This is a genomic window from Sandaracinus amylolyticus (assembly GCF_021631985.1).
Lineage (GTDB): Bacteria > Myxococcota_A > Polyangia > Polyangiales > Sandaracinaceae > Sandaracinus > Sandaracinus amylolyticus_A.
Map to the genome: position 1 here is coordinate 6068229 of NZ_CP070225.1, position 19424 is coordinate 6087652.

15 protein-coding genes are annotated in these 19424 nt (G+C 71.8%); 8 read left to right on the forward strand and 7 right to left on the reverse strand.

Features of this window, described 5'->3' with window-relative positions:
- The first annotated feature begins 25 nt into the window (after window positions 1-25).
- The 5 genes from I5071_RS25700 (at window position 26) to I5071_RS25720 (ending at window position 6795) form a co-directional block, all read left to right on the forward strand.
- Window positions 26-2161: a cation:proton antiporter gene (locus I5071_RS25700; protein WP_236515475.1), complete on the forward strand. Its 2136-nt coding sequence runs from the start codon at window positions 26-28 to the stop codon at window positions 2159-2161.
- 71 nt (window positions 2162-2232) lie between these two features.
- Window positions 2233-4188: a GAF domain-containing sensor histidine kinase gene (locus I5071_RS25705; RefSeq protein WP_236515476.1), complete on the forward strand. Its 1956-nt coding sequence runs from the start codon at window positions 2233-2235 to the stop codon at window positions 4186-4188.
- Window positions 4185-4817 carry a response regulator transcription factor gene (locus I5071_RS25710; protein ID WP_236515477.1) on the forward strand — a complete coding sequence of 211 codons (633 nt, stop codon included), beginning with the start codon at window positions 4185-4187 and terminating at the stop codon, window positions 4815-4817. Before I5071_RS25705 ends, I5071_RS25710 begins: the two co-directional genes overlap by 4 nt.
- 94 nt (window positions 4818-4911) lie before the next feature.
- Window positions 4912-5286, forward strand: coding sequence for a response regulator (locus tag I5071_RS25715; RefSeq protein WP_236515478.1), 375 nt, complete (start codon window positions 4912-4914; stop codon window positions 5284-5286).
- Window positions 5287-5400: 114 nt separating this feature from the next.
- Window positions 5401-6795 (forward strand): ATP-binding protein, encoded by a 1395-nt coding sequence (locus I5071_RS25720; RefSeq protein WP_236515479.1) that lies wholly within the window; start codon window positions 5401-5403, stop codon window positions 6793-6795.
- Here the strand turns inward: I5071_RS25720 and I5071_RS25725 are convergent, their stop codons facing one another.
- Window positions 6796-9072: a PAS domain S-box protein gene (locus I5071_RS25725; RefSeq protein WP_236515480.1), complete on the reverse strand. Its 2277-nt coding sequence runs from the start codon at window positions 9070-9072 to the stop codon at window positions 6796-6798.
- A gap of 273 nt (window positions 9073-9345) precedes the next feature.
- On the opposite strand from I5071_RS25725, the gene I5071_RS25730 reads away from it, so the two are divergent.
- Window positions 9346-9711: a response regulator gene (locus I5071_RS25730; protein ID WP_236515481.1), complete on the forward strand. Its 366-nt coding sequence runs from the start codon at window positions 9346-9348 to the stop codon at window positions 9709-9711.
- A 7-nt stretch (window positions 9712-9718) separates the two neighbouring features.
- Here the strand turns inward: I5071_RS25730 and I5071_RS25735 are convergent, their stop codons facing one another.
- The 6 genes from I5071_RS25735 to I5071_RS25760 all read right to left on the reverse strand — a co-directional run bounded on the left by I5071_RS25735 (window position 9719) and on the right by I5071_RS25760 (window position 16037).
- Window positions 9719-10378 carry a hypothetical protein gene (locus I5071_RS25735; RefSeq protein WP_236515482.1) on the reverse strand — a complete coding sequence of 220 codons (660 nt, stop codon included), beginning with the start codon at window positions 10376-10378 and terminating at the stop codon, window positions 9719-9721.
- Between the two features lie 88 nt (window positions 10379-10466).
- Complete coding sequence (locus tag I5071_RS25740; RefSeq protein ID WP_236515483.1) at window positions 10467-11120, reverse strand: hypothetical protein; 654 nt, start codon at window positions 11118-11120, stop codon at window positions 10467-10469.
- A gap of 84 nt (window positions 11121-11204) precedes the next feature.
- Window positions 11205-11897, reverse strand: a complete 693-nt coding sequence (locus I5071_RS25745; RefSeq protein ID WP_236515484.1) for a hypothetical protein — start codon at window positions 11895-11897, stop codon at window positions 11205-11207.
- Between the two features lie 395 nt (window positions 11898-12292).
- A complete protein-coding gene (locus I5071_RS25750) occupies window positions 12293-13495 on the reverse strand; it encodes a hypothetical protein (protein WP_236515485.1) in 1203 nt (400 codons plus the stop codon).
- Between the two features lie 146 nt (window positions 13496-13641).
- Window positions 13642-14640, reverse strand: a complete 999-nt coding sequence (locus I5071_RS25755; protein WP_236515486.1) for an LLM class flavin-dependent oxidoreductase — start codon at window positions 14638-14640, stop codon at window positions 13642-13644.
- A gap of 173 nt (window positions 14641-14813) precedes the next feature.
- Complete coding sequence (locus tag I5071_RS25760; protein WP_236515487.1) at window positions 14814-16037, reverse strand: alpha/beta hydrolase; 1224 nt, start codon at window positions 16035-16037, stop codon at window positions 14814-14816.
- Between the two features lie 158 nt (window positions 16038-16195).
- Between I5071_RS25760 and I5071_RS25765 the strand changes: the two genes are divergently transcribed.
- Entirely contained in the window at window positions 16196-17806 is a 1611-nt protein-coding gene (locus I5071_RS25765; RefSeq protein WP_236515488.1) for a DUF1592 domain-containing protein, read from the forward strand.
- On the forward strand, window positions 17803-19344 hold the full coding sequence (locus tag I5071_RS25770) for a DUF1552 domain-containing protein (protein ID WP_236515489.1): 1542 nt from the start codon (window positions 17803-17805) through the stop codon (window positions 19342-19344). The genes I5071_RS25765 and I5071_RS25770 overlap by 4 nt, the downstream gene beginning before the upstream one ends.
- The last annotated feature ends 80 nt before the right edge of the window (window positions 19345-19424 follow it).

Genomic DNA, 19424 nt, shown 5'->3' on the forward strand with positions numbered 1-19424 from the left:
CGTGAGTTGCTGAGCAACGCTGCGCATGGAGACCTCCGAGGTCCTTCGTTCGCTCGAGCACCACGCGCTTCTCGTGCTTCTCGTCCAGCTCGGCATCCTCCTCGCCGCGGCCCGCTTGCTCGGCGAGCTCGCGCGCAAGCTCGGTCAACCCGCGGTGATCGGCGAGCTCGCTGCGGGCGTGCTGCTCGGGCCTTCGGGCATCGGCGCGCTCGCGCCCGCCGCGCACCGCGCGGTCTTCCCGCACGACCAGGCGCAGGCCGATCTGCTCGCCGTCGTGTCGTGGATCGGCGTGCTCTTCCTGATCCTCGTGACCGGCATGGAGACCGACCTCGGCCTCGTGCGGCGCCAAGGAAAGACGGCGCTCGCGGTCTCCGCGACCGGCGTGATCGTGCCGTTCGCCACCGGCTTCGCGGTCGCGTGGCTGGTGCCGGTCGACATGATCGGCGGCGCCGATCAGCGGCTCGTGTTCGCGCTCTTCCTCGCGGTCGCGATGAGCATCTCCGCGGTGCCGGTGATCGCGAAGGTGCTCATCGAGACGCGCCTGGTACGTCGCGACGTCGGACAGCTGATGCTCGCCGCCGGGATGGCCGACGACACGCTCGGCTGGATCCTGCTCTCGGTCGTCGCCGGCCTCGCGTCGCGCGGCGAGCTCGATCTCGTGCACGCAGGCGGGGCAGCGCTCACCGCGATCGTGACGATCGGCCTCGGCCTCACGCTGGGACGTCGTGTGTTCGACGTCTACCTCCGCGGCATCGACCGCGCGTTCGGCGGCGCGCCGGCGCAGCTCTCCGCGATCCTCGTCGCGGCGTTCCTCGCGGCCGCCGGCACGCACGCGGCGGGCATCGAAGCGGTGCTCGGCACGTTCATCGTCGGCATCCTCGCGGGTCAGAGCCGCCGGCTGCGCGAGGACGTGACCGCGTCGATCGAGATGATCACGACCGGGTTCGTCGCGCCGATCTTCTTCGCGTCGGCGGGCCTGCGGGTCGACCTCGCGCTGCTGATGCGGCCCGACGTGCTCGGCGTGGGCGTCGCGATCCTCGCGGTCGCGTGCGTGGGCAAGCTCGTCGGTGCGTACCTCGGCGCGTGGATCGGTGGGCGCTCGCACTGGGAGCGCCTCGCGATGGGCGCGGGCATGAACGCGCGCGGCGCGATGGAGATCGTCGTCGCGACGATCGGCCTCGGCCTCGGCGTGCTCGGCCGCGAGACCTACTCGATCATCGTGATGATCGCGATCGTCACCTCGATGATGGCGCCGCCGCTGCTGCGCTTCTGCCTGCGCCGCGTGGAGATGACGCCCGACGAGCGCGCGCGCCTCGAGCGCGAGCAGATGGCGACCGAGAGCTTCCTCCTCCGGCTCCGCCGCGCGGTGCTGGTGCCCGGCGACGGCACCGCCTCGCTGCTGGCGGCGCGCCTGCTCGGCCTCGTCGGCGTGCGCACGCCGCTCGAGGTCTCGATCGTCGATCGCACCGGCGGCCAGAGCGCGGCGGTGCGCTACGCGGAGTCGCTCGCGAAGCACCCGAAGGGCGAGCTGCGCACCGCGCAGGACGAGAAGACCGCGCGGCGCGTCGAGGAGGACGCCGACTTGCTCGCGATGGGCGCGCCGCCGCCGCGCAAGGGCATCAGCCGCTTCCTCTTCGGGCCGCGCATCGATCGCAAGGTGCTCGAGGCGAAGAAGCCGGTCCTCGTGGTCGATGCCGCGCGCGGCAGCGCGGTGGTCGATCGCCTCGCGGCGGGCGAGCCGATCCGGCGGATCGTGGTGCCGGTGATCGGCACCGAGTACAGCCGGCGCGCGGTGGAGCTCGCGAGCGGCATCGCGGCGGGCTCGGGCGCCGCGCTCGAGCTCGTGCACGTCGTCGCGTCGCCCGATGCACACCGCTTCCTCGTGCGCACGCACGGCGAGACGATCCGCCAGGCCGCGCAGCGCTCGCTCGAGCACTTCGCGGACATCGCGCACAAGCTCGGCGCCGAGGACGTGACCACGCAGATCATCGAGTCGGACTCGACCGAACGCGCGATCGTCGCGGAGGCCGAGCGCACCGACGTCGATCTCGTGCTCCTCGGTGTCGCGCTGCGCCCCGGGAACGAGCGCGCGTTCTTCGGGCCCAAGCTCGAGGAGCTCGTGCGCCGCGCGACGCGCCCCGTCGTCGTGCTCGCGTCGTGATCCGATCGTGAGCCACGGCGCTCGGGACGCGATCTCGTCGTGGTAGATCTCGATCCTCGACGGAGGATCGCGTGGGGTCGAACGACGTCGTCGAAGCGAGGCTGGAGCGCCACCGCGAGCACCACCTCGCGGTCGCGCAGGAGATCACGCACATCGGCAGCTGGGAGTGGGATCTCGCGACGAACGTCGTCTCGTGGTCCGACGAGCTGTATCGCATCTACGGGCTCGCCCCGCGCTCGCGCCCGATCACGCTCGAGGTGTTCCTCTCGTTCCTCGAGCCCTCGGATCGCGCGCGCATCCAGGACGAGGTGCAGCGCGCGATCGCCCGCGGAGGCCGCTTCACCTACCACGAGCGCATCGTCCGTCCCGATGGCAGCCGCCGCGATCTCGACACGATCGGCGAGGTGATCCCCGGCGCCGATGGCCGCCCGATCGCGCTGATCGGCAGCTGTCGCGACATCACCGACCAGCTCCGGCGCGACGATGCGGCGCGGCTCTACGCGGACATCGTCCACAACATCCAGATCGGGATCGCGGTGTGGCGCGTCGACGACCCCGACGACGTCGCGTCGGCGCGCCTGGTCGCGTTCAACCCTCACGCCGAGATGATCGCGGGCGGACCGATGGCGGCGCGGATCGGGCAGCCGCTCTCCGTCGCGTACCCCCGCGTGGTGCACAGCGAGCTCAGCGCGACGATCGCCGAGGTGGCGCGCGAGCGCCGCGTGCGCGAGGTGGGCATCGACTACGAGAGCCCCGACGGGACCTCGCACGAGCTCATGGTGCGCGTGTTCCCGCTCCCTTCGCAGAGCATCGGCCTCGCCTTCGAAGACGTGACGCGACAGTCGCGCGCGCGGGCGATGCGCTCGTCGGAGCAGCGCGTCCTCGAGATGATCGCGTCCGGCGCGCCGCTCGCCGACGTGCTCACGACGCTGCTGGTCGCGATCGAGGGCCACGCGCCCGGCACCTTCGGCTCGGTGCTGCTCCTCGACGCGCAGGGTACGCACCTGCGCCACGGCGCCGCGCCGAACCTCCCGGCGGCGCTGGTGCGCGCGATCGACGGCTCCCTGATCGGGCCCGCCCACGGCTCGTGCGGCACCTCCGCGTACCGCAACGAGCCGGTGCTCGTGGAGGACGTCGAGACCAGCCCGCTCTGGGACGACTGGCGTCACCTGCTGCGCCCCTACGGACTGCGCGCGTGCTGGTCGATGCCGATCGCCGCGAGCGACGGGCGCGTCGCCGGCACGTTCGCGCTCTATTACCGCGAGCCGCGCCTCCCCACGCCCGACGAGATCGATCTCATCGCGCGCGCCACGCACCTCGCGGGCATCGCGATCCAGCGTGAGCAGCGCGAGGACCGGATGCGCGCGCTCTCGGCCCACGTCGAGGCGGTGCAGGAGCAGGAGCGCACCGCGGTCGCGCGAGAGATCCACGACGAGCTCGGACAAGCGCTCACCGCGCTGAAGATCGACGTCGCGTGGGTCGCGCGTCGCACCCCGAGCGACGACGCGAGCGAGCCGGTGCGAGCACGGCTCGCGTCGATGTCGACGATGATCGACGGGATCATCGACACCGTCCGCCGCATCTCGTCGGATCTGCGCCCCGGGGTGCTCGACGAGCTCGGCCTCGTCGCCGCCCTGGAGTGGAAGACGCAGCACTTCGAGGAGCACATCGGGATCCCGTGCTCGTTCCGCACGAACCTCGGCGACGTGCGCCTCCCGCGGGAATTCGGCACCGCGCTCTATCGCATGCTGCAGGAGGCGCTCACCAACGTCGTGCGCCACGCGGGCGCGAGCCACGTCGAGGTCTCGCTCGAGCACGCCGGCGATCGACTGCGCCTCGAGGTGCACGACGACGGCAAGGGCATCACCACCGAGGCTGCGACGAACCCGCGCTCGCTCGGCCTGCTCGGCGTGCACGAGCGCGCGCGCCGCCTCGGGGGCGAGGTGAAGGTCACGCGCGCGGAGCGCGGCGGGACCACGTTCGTCGTCGACGTGCCGTGGCCTGCGATGCGTGGAGGCGCGACGTGATCAAAGTGCTCATCGCGGACGATCATCCGGTGCTGCGTCGCGGCCTGCGCGAGGCGCTCTCGGAGACCGACGACATCCTCGTCGCGGGCGAGGCGGCGAGCGTGCACGAGGTGCGCGAGCGGGTGCGCGCCGAGCGCTGGGACGTGATCCTGCTCGACATCAGCCTGCAGGGCGGCAACGGCATCGAGCTGCTCCCCGAGATCCGGAAGGAGCGCCCCGACGCGCGCGTGCTGATCCTGACCGTCTACTCCGAGCAGCAGTACGCGATCCGCGCGCTGCGCGCGGGCGCCGCCGGATTCCTGACGAAAGAAGCCGCGCCCGAGAAGCTCATCGAGGCGATCCGCAAGGTCGCGGGCGGCGGGCGCTGGGTCAGCCCCGAGCTCGCGGAGACGCTCGCGTCGCTGCTCGCGGGCGAGACCTCGGGCGAGCCGCACGAGCGCTTGTCGAATCGCGAGCTCGAGATCCTCAAGATGATCGCGTCGGGCCGCACCGTCTCCGAGATCGCGAAGGACCTCGCGCTCAGCGTGAAGACGGTGAGCACGCATCGCACGCGCATCCTCCACAAGATGGGCATGCGCACCAACGCCGAGCTCACGCACTACGCGGTCCGGCACGGGATCGTCTCGTAGGACGAACACCGACAGCGCCCGTCCGAGCGTCCGACGTGCGATCGCGTGTTCCGCCGATTCGGCGGCCCCGGTGAGGCGTGCATCGTCTCGAACCATGAGCGTGCTGATCGTCGACGCGTGCGAGCGCACCCGCGCCCGTCTGCGCGACCTGCTCTCGCTGAAGGGCGGCGACGGCTCGCACGTGCACGAGGCGGGTGATCTCGATCAGGCCGCGGCCGTCCTCGGACGCGCCCCGGTCGCCGCGATCATCGTCGACGTCGACACGCCGGCGCAGGACGGGCTCGCGCTGCTCTCCTCGCTCCGCGCCCTCGGCGCCCGACGCCTGCTCGTGGTCCTGACGAACGACGCGAGCGAGCCGCGCCGGCGTGCGTGCCTCGCGCGCGGCGCCGACCACTTCTTCGACAAGTCGCACGAGTTCGAGCGCGCGCTGGAGCTCGCGATCCAGCACGCGACGAGGGAGCCCGCGTAGGACGAACGCCCCGCGCTCGGTGCGTCCGTCCGACCTCGCGCGTCGCGAGATCCGACCCGACGACGCGCCCGAGGCCGATGCCGCGATCCCCGGGCACCACGCCATATCCCCGGCATGCACCACGAGCACGACGACGCGCGCGCCCGGCTCTTCTCTCGATTCGTCGTCGAGCACCTCGCGGACGCAGTGCTGGTCCTGGACGGCGAGGGTGCGGTGGTCTCGACGAACCACGCGACCCCGCCCGAGCTCGCGGCGTTCTTCGATCGCGCGAGCGCGTCGCCCGATGTGCACGCGCTGGTCGCGAGGCTGCGCCAGGACGGTCGCGCGTACGCCGAGCTCGCACGCCCGCTCGCCGACGGGCGCACCTCGCACCTGCGCGTCGAGGGCGCGCTCGTCGAGCAGCACGCGGTGATCGTCGCGCGCGACGTGTCGGTCGAGCGCGAGGCCACCGACGAGCTGCGCGTGCTGCGCCGCGTCGAGGCGCTCGGCGCGATCGCGACGAGCGTCGTGCACGACGTGAACAACCTGCTGACGCCGGTGCTGCTCCTCAGCGGACACCTCGCGCGCCACCTCGACGGCACCGCGTGGGCCCCGCTCGCCCAGCACATCGAGAGCGCGGCGCATCGCGCGTCGGTGATCGCGCGCGACGTGCTCGCGTTCGCGCGCCCCGGCCGCGCGCGCTGGGCACCGGTCGACGTGAGCCGCGTGATCGCCGAGCTGCGCCCGTTCGTCGAGCGCCTCGCGGGCGACGACATCGACGTCGCGCTCGAGCTCGCGCCCGGCCTCGAGCCCGTGCGCCTCGATCGCACCGCGCTCGAGAACGCCGTGCTCAACCTCGTCGCGAACGCGCGCGACGCGATGCCGAACGGCGGTCGTCTGACGATCCACAGCATCGCCGAGCCGACCTCGGGATGCGTCTCGCTGCAGGTGCGCGACACCGGCATCGGCATGAGCGAGCACGTGAGGGCCCGCGCGTTCGATCGGTTCTTCACCACCAAGAGCCACGGCAACGGGCTCGGCCTCGCGTCGGTGCGGCGCTTCGCCGACGAGGCCGGCGCGAGCGTCGAGGTCGAGAGCGCGCCCGGACGCGGCACCACCGTCACGCTCCGCCTTCCCTGCGCCGCGCGCGATGCCGACGCACCGCGGGCAGAGGTGCACCGCGGCGGAGAGACCGTGCTGATCGCCGATCCCGACGGACAGGTCCGGCGCGCGCTCGCCTACGTGCTCGAGGCCGCGGGCTACCGCGTAGTGGAAGCAGATGGCGCCGAGAGCGCGCACACCGCGCTCGCCGACTCCACCATCGGGCTCGCGCTCGTCGACGCGCGCCTCGCGGCGCCGCACGCAGCGCTCACGCGCACCCTCTCCGAGCGCCCCACGCGCGTGCTCGTGATGCTCGGCGATCACGGCAGCGCGGAGCACGTCGCGCCCGGCACGCCCACGCTCCACAAGGCGTTCTCCGAGCCCGATCTGCTGCGCGTCGTCCGCGGCGCGCTCGACGCCGCGCGCTGATCACTCGCGGCGAGAACGCCCGTCGGCCTGCACCCGTCGCAGCAGCCGCTCGACCTCGGCGACGTCGAACGGCTTCTCGAGGCGCGGCACCGTCACGTGCTCGAAGAACGCGCGCGCCTGATCGGTGTACGCACCGCCGGTCATGAACACGAAGCGCTCGCTGAGATCGGGGCGTGCGCGCCGGACCTCGTCGTAGATCCCCATGCCGCTCACGTCCGGCATCATCAGATCGCACACCACGAGATCGAATTCCTCGCCCGCGAGCAGGATGCCGAGCCCCTCGCGCCCGCTCGTCGCGAGCTGCACGTCGTGGTGGGTGCCGAGCGACGCGCGCAGCGCGCGACCGAAGCGCGTCTCGTCGTCGATCACGAGGATGCGCGAGGCCCTCACCGGCGCGTCGGAGGGCGGCGGCGCGGCCTGCGGGCGCGGCGGGCGCTCGCTCGCGCGGCGCGACGCGGGGAGCAGCACGCGGAACGTGGAGCCCATCCCGACCTCGCTCTCGACGTCGATGCTCCCGCCGTGCGCACGCACGATCCCGTGCACGATCGAGAGCCCGAGGCCGGTGCCCACGCCGACCGGCTTCGTCGTCCAGAACGGCTCGAAGATCCGCCCGAGCAGCTCGCACGGGATCCCGACGCCGGTGTCGCTGATGCGGATCTCGACCCACTCGCCGCGATCCGCGGTCGCCACCGAGATCGTGTGCGCGCGCGGCGTGCCCTCGGGGATCGCGTGCGCCGCGTTGAGCAGCAGGTTCAGCACGACCTGACCGAGCCGCGCCTCGTCGCCGAGCACCGGCGGCAGCGGCCGCAGCTCGCGCACCACGTCCGCGCGGTTGCGCAGCTCGTTGCCCGCCATGTTGAGCGCCGACTCGATCACCGCGTTCACGTCGAGCGGCACGCGCCGATCCTCCTCGGCGCGCGAGAAGATCCGGAGGTCGCGCACGATCACGCGCACGCGCTCGCAGCCTTCCTTCGAGTGCCCGAGCGCCTCGCGGAAGAAGCCGAGATCCTGCTCGCTCTCGGCGCTCAGCTTCGAGAGCTGCTTCCCCATGAGATCGAGGTTCGCCATCACGTACGCGAGCGGGTTGTTGATCTCGTGCGCGACGCCGGCCGCGAGCGTGCCCACCGTCGCCATGCGATCCGCCTGCGCGAGCCGCGCCTCGAGCGCCTTGCGCTGCGTCACGTCGCGCGCGAACGCGAGGATCGCGGTGCCTCCCTCGTACTCGATCGGGATCGTCGCGACCTCGGTGGTGATCGTCTCACCGTCCTTCTTGCGCAGTCGGAGCTCGCGCATCGGGAGCTGCTGCCGGTCGTTCAGCATCATCGGCACGCGGCGGCGATAGCCGTCGAGCTCGTCGGGGTGCAGCACGTCCTCGACGCGGAGCGCGAGCACCTCCTCGCGATCGCCGTACCCGAGCAGCCGCACGAGCGCCGCGTTCACCAGCATGAATCGCTCGCCGCGATGCACGGCGATCGCGTCGGGCGCGCTCTCGATGAGCATGCGGAACGACTCCGCCGAGCGCTGCAGCGCCTCCTGCGCGCGCACCCGCTCGGTCACGTCCTCCGCGATGCACACGCCTCCGACGACGCGCCCTCCGTCGCCGAAGATCGGCGCGAAGTCGACCTTCACCGACGTGACCTTGCCCGCGGTCGCCGAGCGATACTCGCCCTCGTAGTGCGCGCGATGCCCGGAGAGCGCCTGGCGCATCGAGCGCTTCATCGTCTCGTCGGGCAGCGTCTCCATGCGCAGCCCGATCAGGATGCGTCGCGGCGAGCCGATGATGCGCACGAACGCGTCGTTGCACGCGGTGATCACGCCCTCGGCGTCGAAGTGGAAGATGCCGACCGGCGCGCCCTCGAAGACCAGCTCGTAGGTCTCGTCGTGCGCGCACACGACGGCCGCGAGATCCGTCGCAGGCAGCGGGCGCAACATCACGACCGCGGTGCCCTCGCCCACGCGGCTCGCCGAGAGATCGACGCGCAGCTGCGTGCCGGATCGATGCACCGCGGACGCGGCGATGCCCTCGCCGTGCGGCAGCGAGAGCAACTGATCGAGCAGCGCGACGCCCGCCGGCGGACGCGCGTCGGCGACCACGAGATCGGTGAGCGCCACGCCCTCGAGCTCCCCCGGGGAGCGCCCGAGGAGCGAGAGCGCGAGCGAGCTCGCCCACGCGACACGACCGTCGAGGCGACACACGAGCACGCGCTCCGGCAGCGCATCGAGCAGACGGCGCTGCGCTTCGGCGAGCGGGTCGGCGCCGACCTTCGGCGCGGTCATCGAGAGCCTCCGGGCGTCCTCACAGGCTACCGCAATTCTTCCTACGTGGGCACATTGGAATGCCTCGCATGCACGTCGCGCGAGCGCGGCGTTCCGCCACGGATCGCGCTGCTGCGACACGCTCCACCGCCGAGACGAGGGCGCGATGCGACGCTCGACGAGGGCGACACCGCAACCCGAGGCCGTGGAGATCCACCATCGCGACGGCGCCTCGCAACGACCGCGCTCGCGGGCGTGAGGAGCACGGCATGCGCTTCGCACTCGCGCCGCGGCATGGCTCGCCTCCTGGTTGCCGAGGACTACGACGACTTCCGAGAGCTCCTCGCGGACTACCTGCGCGCACGCGGGCACGACGTGATCGAGGCGCGCAACGGCGCGGAGGCGATCGAGGCCGCACGGCTCGAGCATCCCGATGCGATCGTCATGGATCTGATGATGCCGGTGCGCGACGGCGCGTCGGCGACACGGGAGCTGAAAGCGAGCTCCGCGACGCGCGGCATCCCGGTGGTCGCGGTCACCGCCGCGGCGCCGAGGGGCGTGCCCGCGCAGGAGATCTGCCCGGGCTGCGACGCGCTCGTCTCGAAGCCGGTCGACTTCGGGACGCTGCTCGGCACCCTCGCGACCCTGCTCCGGTCGTGAGCGTGGGTCAGGGCGCCGGCGTCGTCGGTCGCACGTCGAACGGCGTGGGCACCGGGAGCGTCGCGCTGGGTGCGGGCGGATACACGGCGGCGCGCGGCACGACGGTGCTCTCGAACGGCGCGGTCTGATCGTCGACGGTCAGCCGCATCGCCACCGATCGACGCGTCTCGTCGGGCGCGATCACGTCGTCGTCGGCGTTCGGCGCGACGAGCACCACGACGTCGTACTCGCCCGCATCGGGCAGCGCGCACGGCAGCGAGAGCGACGTGCGCACCGACGCGCGCGGGCCGAGCACCGGCGGCACCGCGAGCCGTGTTCGCTCGCCGCCGCACCCCTCGACGAGCTCGGGCCCGCGGTACACCGCCACCATCCCGAACGTGTCGCCCATCTCGAGCGGCACGTCGCGGCGATTGCGGATCTGCACGTGCACCGAGTAGTCGCGCGCGTTCTCGGGCAGGAGCGCCCCGACCGGCGTCTCGCCCTGCACCTCGACGTCGAGATCCCTCGGGCCCGCGACCTGCGCGGGCGCGAGCTCCCGGCGAACCTCGGACCGTGCGCTCGGGCTCTCCGCGCCCGCGCTCGGCTTTCCCGCGCCCTCGTCGGGTCGCGCGTCCGCTCCGCCACACGCGGCGAGCAAGCATGCGAGACCGATCGACACCCTGCGCATGGCCTCCTCCTCGCCCCCGCTCTCTACGTTTGCGTGTAGCCACGAGAGAGCGCGCCGAAAGAGAGGCCGCGCGCCACGCATTCGCGATTCAGAACAAGATCAACGTGTTGAACACTTCGAGGCCGAACGTCGCCGCGCCGAGCCCGAGGTGCGCGATCGCGAGCCCCTGCATCGTGTCGAAGTCGTCCTGCGGATCCGCCCATCCGAACCGCTCCGCGTTCGCGATGAGGAACCCGCCGATCGCCTGCACGACGAACATCCCGAGGCCGACCCAGCGCGTGACCTCGTAGATGCGCCAGTCCTCGTCGTGCCGCGACGCGATGTCGTAGTCGACCTGCGTCGAGAGGACGAACGTCGTGAGCCCGAGCCCGGCGGTCGCGCCGACCGCGATCAGGTGCGCCCACGGGGTCTGCTCGCCGCAGTGGTCCAGCAGCGCGTCGCCGCGCGCGCACGCGGTGTCCGCATAGTCGTCGTGGAACCCGTACTCGTCGTGGAACTGCAGCGCGCCGAGCGTCCCGGCGACCGCGAACACCGCGACGGTCACCGCGGACATCGTGCGCGTCCACTCGCGCATCGTCGCGTCGTGTTGCTCCGCGCGCAGCGCCTCGGCGTCGAGCGACAGCTCGGTGGTCTCCTCGAGCTGCGCGATCGGCGCGAGCGTCAGCGCGACGGGCATGCTCGGGGGCTGCAGCGCGAGTCCCCACACCGATGTCGTCCACACGAGCGCAGCGAGACCGGACATGCGAGCACTCCTGTCTTCCACGACGACGACGACTGGCACGCTCGCGAGACGAGCGTGCCAGTCCGTCCATCTGTTCGAAGAGGCTCAGAACAGAAGAATGGAGTTGGCGAGGTTCATGCCGACGTTCGCGACACCGAGCGCCGCGTGCGCGACCGCGAATCCCTGGAGGATGTCGAAGTCGTCCGGGTCCTCGTAGTTGAGCACGTCGGTGCGGGTGATGTTCGCGAGGAACGCCCCGGCGCCCGCCTGCAGGATGCCCAGCGCGAGCGCGATCCAGCGCGTCGTCTCGTAGGTGCGCCAGTCGCCGTCGCGGCGCTCCGCGCGATCGAAGTCGATCTGCGTCGAGACGATGAACGTCGAGATCAGCGCGCCGGCGCTCACGCTCGCCGCGATCAGGTGGGGAACGGGCGTCGAGTCACCGCAGTAGTCGAACACCGGATCGCCCTGCGCGCCCATTCCACACGGCGTCTCGGAGTATTCGCTCTCGAAGTGGTACTCGTCGTAGAACTGGATGATCCCGAACGCGCCCGTGACCGCCATCGCCAGCGTGGTCGTGACGTTGAGCGCGCGAGTCCAGTCCATCAGCGCCAGATTGCGCGCCTCGGCGTTCGCGTCTGCGACGGTGTCGATCCCGTAGTCGTACTCGTATTCCTCGTCGACCACGGTGCGCACCTGCGAAGCGACCTCGGGCAGGACGACCGGCGCAGCCGTCACGGGGGGCTGCAGCGAGAAGCCCCAGATCGGAGTGCTGAGAGCGAGCGCGAACAGCGAGTTCATCAGGACCTCCGGACGCACGCATCCCACGTGCGAGAACGAGTCACTCCACGTCGATCGCGAGCGTCGCGCGCACATCGCGACGCGCACGCCACACCGCATGGCGGATCGATCGAGTCGACCTCCTTCGCGGAGCGCGACGCGACCACCATCGCCTGGGCCGCGACTGCACCACGCATTCCAGCCCCGGACGCGCGGACGCAGCGGATCGCCCGTGTCGCCGTACGCTCGGCGTTTCCCGGGCGATCCGCGAGTGTCGCGCGCGTGCACGTCCGCGTGCGCTGGGCACGCCACGCGGCGGCTCTGCCGCGTGACGTCGTCTCACCGCGCGAGCACGTCGCACGTCCGCCCGCGGCGACGAGGCGACGACCTCCGGCGCGTCGCGTCGCGCGGTGCGATCAGGTGCCCGCAGTGCGGCGCGGCGCGGGCGCGCGGCGCACGAACCCGCTCTCGCGGCGATCACGCGACGTCGCGTCGTCGCCCTCGAGCACCTCCGACGGGCGTGGCACGCGCACCCGTGTGGCGTCGGCGTGAGGCGGAGGGATCGTGCGCACGGGCGGCGGCGGCATCGCGCGAGGGCGCGGCGGCACGGACCTCGTGTCGCTCGGTGCGATCCGAGGCACGCCGGGCGGCGGAGGCGCGACGCGCGCCGACGACACGCGCACCGCGGCCGGAGAAGGTGGCGGCACGAGCCGCGCGACCCGCGCCGCAGCGCGCGCGATCGCAGCGCGATCGAGCGCGTCGCGATCGACCTCCGGAGCCGGCGGATCGGGCGCGCGCGGAGCGGGAGGTGGAGGCGGCGTCGCGCGGCGTCGCGCGTCCTCGGCCTTGCGCGCCTCGCACGCGCCGCACTTCGCCTTGGTCAGCGGCACGATCGACGCGGGCTCCTCGTCCTCGTCGTCGCGCCATCGAGGCGCGGCCCGCACGCCCGACATCCCGGCCGGCGCGCTCGCGTCGAAGAGATCGCTCCAGTCGCTCGGTCGCTCGCAGTCGATCTGATCCGCGGCCGCGAGCCGTCCCGCCTGGCTCCTCCGCAGCGGCAGGAACACCGCGAGGCCCGGCGCGCTCCGCAGCGGAACGAAGCGACGCGCGTCGCGGCTCGCGGCGAGCAGCAGGTTGATCGCGGCCATGATCGTCCACGCGTCGATGCTCGCCACGCGGGTCCCGCGACGGACCGCGATGCGCGCGTGCGTCGCGACCCCGCGCAGCGAGACCACGTGCGTGCCGAGCCTCACCTCGCGACCACCATCGGCCGTGCGTCGCGCCTCGAGCGGCAACGCGAGCGCCGCTGCGCATCGCACCAGCGCGCGCTCGACGTCGATCTCTCCGCGGCTCGGCAGATCGACGATCCCGTCCTCGAACGCACGCCGCGAGCACGACGCGTCGCGCCCGAGGTAGTACGCGGCGAGCACCACGCCGCGCAGCACGTCGCTGGGCTCGCGCCTCAGCAGCTCGCGGAACGGCGGAGGCAGCGCACCGGGCGCGATCCCGCGCGCCACGCCGGCGTCGCGCACGTCCTCCAACCAGAAGCGCCACTCCGGATGCACCGCGATCGCATCCGCTGGCTCGTGAGGGACCGACGAGTACGACGTTGCCGGCACGAGTCCCACCTCAGCAACTCGCGTACCGCGCACGTGCACTCCATCAGTCGCACGGAAAACCCAGCGATCCGCTCGATCGCACGGAGCACGACGGCGCGTGCTGGCGACTCACGTGACCAGCACGCGGCGCACGGGATGTTCCGTGATCACTGCGGCGCGTCGATCGCGTCGCGCACCTGCGCGAGCAGCTCGAACGATCGCAGCCGCGCCGCGTGGTCGAAGATCTGCGCGGTCACCATGAGCTCGTCCGCGCCGGTCCGCGCCGCGAACGCCAGGAGCCCGCGACGCACCGTCTCCGGCGATCCCACGACGGAGCACGCGAGCGCCGAGTCGATCATCGCGCGGTCGATCGGATCGAGCCGTGCATCGAGGTCGCGCACCGGAGGCTTCAGCTTCGTCGGATGACCGCGACGCAGCGCGACGAACGCCTGCTTCACCGAGGTCGACAGGAGCTGCGCCTCCTCGTCGCTCTCCGCGACGATCGTGTTGAGCCCGAGCATCACGTACGGCTTCTCGAGCTGCGCCGAGGGCCGGAACCGATGTCGATAGAGCTCGATCGCGTGCTCCATCTGCGCCGGCGCGAAGTGCGACGCGAACGCGTACGGCAGGCCCAGCGCGGCCGCGAGCTGCGCGCCGAACAGGCTCGATCCCAGGATCCACAGCGGCACGTCGAGCCCTTCGCCCGGCACGGCACGCACGCGGGCGCCGGGCTCGGGCCGGAAGTAGTGCATCAGCTCGACCACGTCGTGGGGGAACGCGTCGGCGGCGGTCGCGAGATCGCGACGCATCGCGCGCGCCGTGATCGCGTCCGCGCCCGGCGCGCGCCCGAGGCCGAGATCGATGCGCCCCGGGTAGAGCGATGCGAGCGTCCCGAACTGCTCCGCGATCACCAGCGGCGAGTGGTTCGGCAGCATGATCCCGCCCGCACCGACGCGGATCGTCGCCGTGCCGGCGGCGACGTGCGCGATCACCACCGAGGTCGCCGCCGACGCGATGCCCGGCATGCTGTGGTGCTCGGCGAGCCAGAAGCGCCGGTATCCCCAGCGCTCGGCGTGCTGGGCGAGATCGCGTGAATTCCAGAGGGCCTGCGCCGCGTCCGAGCCTTCGACGATCGGCGCGAGATCGAGAACCGAGAGAGGCACCATCCGAGGCACATGGGGCGCGCGAGCGCGATCGCAACTCCATCGTGCCTATGCACGACGCGCATGCGCACGCTCGTCGCCGTCGTGGTGCTCGCCCTCGCCACCAGCGTCTTCGCGCCGATCGCCAGCGGCTGCTGTTGCTGCGTGATCCCGATCCCGACCGCGGAGCGCTGACCTCACCGCAGCGCCGCGAGCTTCGCGGCGTGGTCGGCGAGCGCCTCGGGCATCTCGTTGTGCAGCGAGTGCCCACAGCGCGCGACGCGCACCTCGGGATGCCCCACGTCGGCGTTGCGCAGGCAGGCGACCTTCTTCGCGAGCAGCTCGGTCTCCTCGTGGAGCCCCATCCCGACGTCGTGCTCGCCCGCGAGGATCACCATCTCCGCGCGCACGTCGTCGGCGATGTCGTGCAGCGACGTCGCGAGCTGTTGGATCGCGACGTACAGCCACGCGAGGTGGAAGTCGCGCGAGTATCGCTCGCGCCGATAGAGCTCGGCCTCGCGCAGCGCGCGATCACGCGCCGCGTCGGGGAAGTGCGGCCCGTACCAGTGGCCTCCCTGGCGTGTCACCGACCACTCGATGAACCCGTTCTCTCCGGCACGATCGGGCCACGCGAACATCAAGAGCGTCTCTTCCCCGCCCGGCGGCTCGCGCCACGCGCTGCCCGGCGACCACACGACGTTGCGCGGAAATCGCCGAGGCGCGGCGTGCGCCAATCGGAACACGACGTTGCCGCCCAGACTGCCACCCATCCCGATCACGTCACCGGTCACCCCGACCGCGTGCAGGAATCGCTGACAGACCTCCACGTAGAGATCGATGATCGGAGCGCGCCTGTCGCTCGTCGCGCGCGGGAGCTCGGCCGGCGCATCCGAATAACCGCACCACGGCAGATCCGGCGCGAGCACTCGAAACCCTCGCGCGCACAGCGCCTCGATCAGCGCAGTGCCCTCCTCGAGCGACGATGCGTGCCCGTGCACCAGCAGCACCGTTCCCGCCCGCGCGGTGCCCACGTCGACGTAGCGCACGCGCAACGACCCCACGCGACACGTCCGCTGCTCCCACGGCGTCGGCTCCGGCCTCAGCGGCCGCACCGGTCGCGCGATGCGTGGGCTCAGCGCGCCGAGCTGCGCGCGCGCCTTCTCGCGGATCTCGCGCGCGGCGCCGAGCGCGCAGACCAGCGCGGGCGTGCGCGTCGCCGCGATCGCGATCCGCGCAGCGCTCGCACCGGGGATGGCGCGGATCGCGGACTGCAGCGCGTCGACGCGCAACGACGATCCTTCTCCGAACGCATCGACGAGCTCGTAGAAGCCCGGCGCGGAGCACACGTGCTCGTCGAGCGCGGCCTCCAGCGCGGGAGCCGAGGTGACGATGCGGACGAACGACGGAGAGAGGTGAGACACGTTCGGCTCCATACCACCAACTCGTACGCTCGATCCCAGCGGTCTCGATCCCCCGGCCCTGGCGGGCAACACCCTGCCAGCGCGCGCTTCACCCGCCGAAATCGGCGCATTTTCACGGCAATTGCGGGTGGCACATGCGCTGCTCATCCGCGCTGCGAATGCGTCCTCGACCCTCGCACCTGCTCGTCGCGCTCGCCCTCCTCGGCTGCCAGGGCGAGCTCGGCGCCGGGCCCGCCGGGCCACGCGGCCCGCGTGATCCGCGCGATCCGACGGAGCTCGCGATCCAGCCCTCGTCGGTGCGCCGCCTCGCGCGCCACGAGTACGACCACTCGGTCGCCGATCTGCTCGGCTTCGAGACCGATGCGTCCGACGGCTTCGCAGGCGACGCCCGCGTCGCGGGCTACACCGCGAGCGCCGCGCTCCGCGTCGACGCGACCCTCGGCGAGCAGCTGCGCACCGCGGCCGAAGCGATCGCGACCACCGCGGTCACCGAGCACCTCGCGACCGTCGTGCCCTGCGATCGCAGCGCCGCCGATTGCCCGCGCACCTTCGTCACGACCCTCGCGACACGCGCGTTCCGCAGGCCCGCGACCGACCTCGAGATCGAAGGGCTGCTCGCGATCTTCACGCTCGCGTCGACGAACGGCGGCACGTTCGAAGAGGGCGTGTCCGCAGTGCTCCAGGCCGTGCTGCAGTCGGCGTCGTTCCTCTACGTCCCGCAGATCGGCGCCGGCGACGACCTCGATCGCACGCTCGACGCCTACGAGACGGCCTCGGCGCTCTCGTACTTCCTCACCGCCTCGCCCCCCGACGCCGCGCTGCTCGAGGCCGCCGCCGCGGACTCGCTGCGCACGCCCGATCAGCGCGAGGCCCAAGCGCGACGTCTCCTCGACGAGCATCCGCGCGCCCGCGCGCAGGTCGTGCGCTTCGTCCAGGAGTGGCTCGGCCTCGACACGCTGCACTACGTCGCGCGCGACTCCGAGACCCACGACTTCACATCGCTGCGTCCGCTCATGGAAGAAGAGACGCGCCGCTTCGTCGAGGACGTCGTGTTCGCGGGAGACGGAACGTTCGAGTCGCTGATCGCCGCCGACTTCACGCTCGCGAATGGCACGCTGCGCGACTTCTACGGTCTCGAGGTCACGAGTGACGACTGGTCGCGCGCCGAGCTCGAGGGCACACCGCGCCGCGGCCTGCTCGGTCAGGCCTCGTTCCTCGCGACCCACGCCGCGCGCGACGAGAGCTCGCCGGTGAAGCGCGGCGTCACGATCCTGCGCCGCATCCTCTGCCTCGACGTGCCCGCGCCCACCGGCGATGTCGCCGAGCAGGCGATGATGACGCCTCCTCCCGCGCGCACGACGCGCGAGCGCTTCACACAGCACTCGACGAACCCGGTCTGCGCGGGCTGCCACTCCCTGATCGATCCGCTCGGCTTCGCGTTCGAGGACTTCGATCAGCTCGGGGCGTTCCGCACCGAGGAGAACGGCACGCCGGTGGACTCATCGGGCGAGCTCGTGGGCACCGACGTGAACGGTCCGTTCGCGGATGGAGGCGAGCTCGTCGCGATGCTCGCGGAGAGCCCGCAGGCCCACGCGTGCTTCGCGCGCAACCTCTTCCGCTTCGCGTCGGCGCGCTCGTCGCAGCCGCTCGAGGCGTCGTTCCTCGACGCGTGGGGCCGCATGCCCGACGAGCGTCGCTCGAGCCTGGTGGAGATCTGGATCGAGCTCGTGCGCAGCGAGCTCTTCGTGCAGAGGAGGGCAGTCCCGTGAGCGAGCGCGTCCATCGAGCCCGTCGAGCGTTCTTGAAGACGGTCGGTCTCGCCGCCGCCGCCCTGCCCTTCTACAAGATGCTCGAGAACGACGTGGTGCGTGCCCAGACTGGCACGCTCCCCCAGAAATTCGTCGGAGTGGGCATGTTCCACGCGACGACACAGACCTTCTATGCGCGCCGCGCGGGCGAGACCGACACGAGCTTCGACATCTCGTACGCGGACTCGTGCCTGCGTCCCTTCGACGACGCCGCGACCTACGGGTCGAGCTTCCGCGACGACATCATCGTGTTCGAGGGGTTCGACTACGGCGTCGGCGAGATCGGCCCGACCGGCGGCGATCTCCACGTGCCGATGCACGGCGCGCTCGGCATCTTCCTCACCGGCAGCTCGGCGACCGGCGGAGACGGCACCGACTGGAACCTCCAGAACGAGTCGCTCGATCAATACCTCGCTGCGCGACACGGCGGAGAGACTCCGTTCCGATCCGTCGAGCTCTGCACCGAGGTCGACTTCGCCCCGCTGATGTCGTCGAGCTGCATCGCCTATGGCGCCGGGGGCGCGCCCCTCGCGCGCATGACGAGCCCCGAGGCGATCTGGGATCGTCATTTCGCGTCGTTGATCATCCCCAACGACGAGGCGGCGCGCGCGGCCGCAGAGCGCCGGCGTCGCGTCGGCGCGAGCGTGCTCGACTTCGTCGCAGGCGACATCCAGCGCCTCGATTCACGCCTGGCCGGGGAAGAGCGACAGAAGCTCGATCAACACCTCACCGTGGTGCGCGACATGGAGCGCCGGCTCTCCGATCCGGTGATCGCGGGCATGTGCAGCGTCCCCACGCGCCGCGCGGAGCGTGGCAATCCGGATCCCGCCGACGACTACCTCGTCTCCAATGGTCCGAATGGAGGCAGCCCGTATTTCGATCTGATCACCGATCTCCAGATCGAGCTCCTCGCACAGATGTTGATCTGCGATCTCACGCGCTTCGGGACCATCGTGCTCGGCAACACCGCGGGAGAAGGCACCTCGCCTCGGATGGTCGCGGGGCTCAATCCCGACGACGACACCCCGCGGCCCGAAGAGCTCGCCGCGACCGGCACCGACTACCTCGTTCCCGCGAATTTCCACGACTCGATCGCGCACGTCTCGGGCTCGTCGCGCCTCGAGGTGCAGCGCGCGGTCGCGTGCATGAACCGCTACTACTTCGGCAAGGTCGCGCGCCTCATGCAGCGCCTGCGCGCCGCGAACGTGCTCGACAGCACGCTGATCCTCGTCGGCAACGAGGGCGGCCACGGCGCGGGGCACAGCACGACGCACGTGCCGATCGTGCTCGCGGGCGGCGCGAACGGCGCGATCACGATGGGCCGTCGCGTGGTCGCGCCGGGCCGCACCGCGCAGATCGGCGAAGCCCCGATCGGTGCGAGCCGCACCTCGCACAATCCCATCCTCGTTGCGGTCGCGAACGCGTTCGGCGAGGAGCTCGAGGGCTACGGCACCTGCGCCGATCCCGCGCTCACCGCGGGCGTGAGCGATTTGATCTGATCGGATCGGGATGAGCGCCAGTCGTGCCGACTGGACCGACACGACGCAGCGAGTCTGATCCAATCTCGCTGCACAACTCT